General features: G+C 62.2%; 1 pseudogene. It reads right to left on the minus strand.

Annotated features, from left to right (window positions below):
• Positions 1-868: pseudogene (locus tag ACLIJ1_RS23255) on the minus strand (hypothetical protein); the annotation flags it as partial.
• Between the last annotated feature and the right edge of the window lie 639 nt (positions 869-1,507).

Raw genomic sequence — 1,507 nt, forward strand, 5'->3', positions numbered from 1 at the left:
CCCCGCTCAGCCGCGTCGCTTGAAGTTGGGCCACCACCGAGGTGGAGGTCTGCCCGAGTTCTGGTGCGCGCGTCTGGGAGGCGCTGTCGAGCACGTAATACCCAACGCCCTCAAAGCGGTAGGTCGCGCTCAGGTTGGCCTGGATGCTGGACTTCTCGCTCTCGCTGGTGGTGTAGAAGTGAAAGCCCTTGCTGGGCACATAGAACCGGTAGAGCGGTACCAGTCCCGCACCTGCCACCTGACTGGCGTAGTAGGCGACGCCTTCATAGCTGTACTGTGACGAGGAAGCCTCAAGACTGGCGCGCTCGGTCTCGCTGATGGTGTAGAAGTGAACCCCGCTTCGGGTGTTGAAGAAACGGTGCACCGGCGAGAGGCCAGACGAGACGGTCTTGGCGACCCAGAAGGCCGGGCCTTCCAGGTGAAAAGGGGAGGAGAAATCGGCCACCAGGTTGTCGGCCTCGGTGGTGTTGGTGGTGTAGAAGTGCGCGCCGGTGCCGGCGTTGTAGAAGCGATAGGCAGGCGCCCCTACCACCGTGGCCTTGCGAGCGATGGCGCCAGAGACGTAGGCCAGCTTGGAAGCGATGGCGCCAGGCGGCAGGCTTTCCAGCGGCTGCGAACTGTCTGCCCTTTTAGCCTGCGCCTCTGCTTGCGCCAACGCCTGTGCATTCAACTGGGCATTGGGTGTGCCAGCAGCGTTGCCCGCCGACGAAGCATCCGCTTCGCTGCGATCCAGACTCGCTGCGGTCGAAGCGCCCTGGGTACCGTTGACCGTGGAATCGGCGGTGCTGCCTCCGCCACATGCAACCAGCAGCAGGGACAAAGCACCAGCCAGGCCAGCCCGTACCCAGCTGGTTTCATGGATTTTCATATGCGTTCAAGGAGAGTGCGTTGGCCAGCTTGCCGCCGGCAGACATCCGATGAAGGCAACCCTGGCGGGCGGCCTCTTCACGAAGCTGAAGCCAGGACAGCTGGCGCAGCGGGCATGGACAGGGGGCCGCCGCCACCGGGCGACACGCGGCACAGGAGCGCCGGTGAACCGACCGATCGCAATACAGACGCGGAATTGAATGGGATGGTCATGGCACTGATCAAAGGGTTGTCATGAGGCCAATCAAAAGCATCCCTTTTGATTGTCGAATGCCGGGCCAGGCAATCGCGCCACCAGACAAACCGACTGAATCGCGCGAACAGACGAGATTTCACGCGAACATCCCTCGTTTGGGGGATCGTATGGGACAGGCGGCTGGAACCATCGAACCAGCGGAGTATCAATGCGTAACCGCGGGAGGCGACCGCGGCCAATTCATTGCCGCAAGTTAATGCGTGTAAGCAACTGTGGGGATTTGAAAGCAGCTTGTTTCCCCTGCTTCTCGCGCACCGCGAAGGGGCACCAAGCCGGCCCCGCCTACTGGCGGAAGAACGGGCCCATCCATTCGGCGGGCAGCAACTTGTAGGAGTTGTTGTATTGGTTGATGTTGGGCGTGCCGCCATCGGCGCGGGTGTTGCT

The organism is Hydrogenophaga sp. RWCD_12 (genome assembly GCF_046604225.1).
GTDB lineage: Bacteria > Pseudomonadota > Gammaproteobacteria > Burkholderiales > Burkholderiaceae_C > Hydrogenophaga.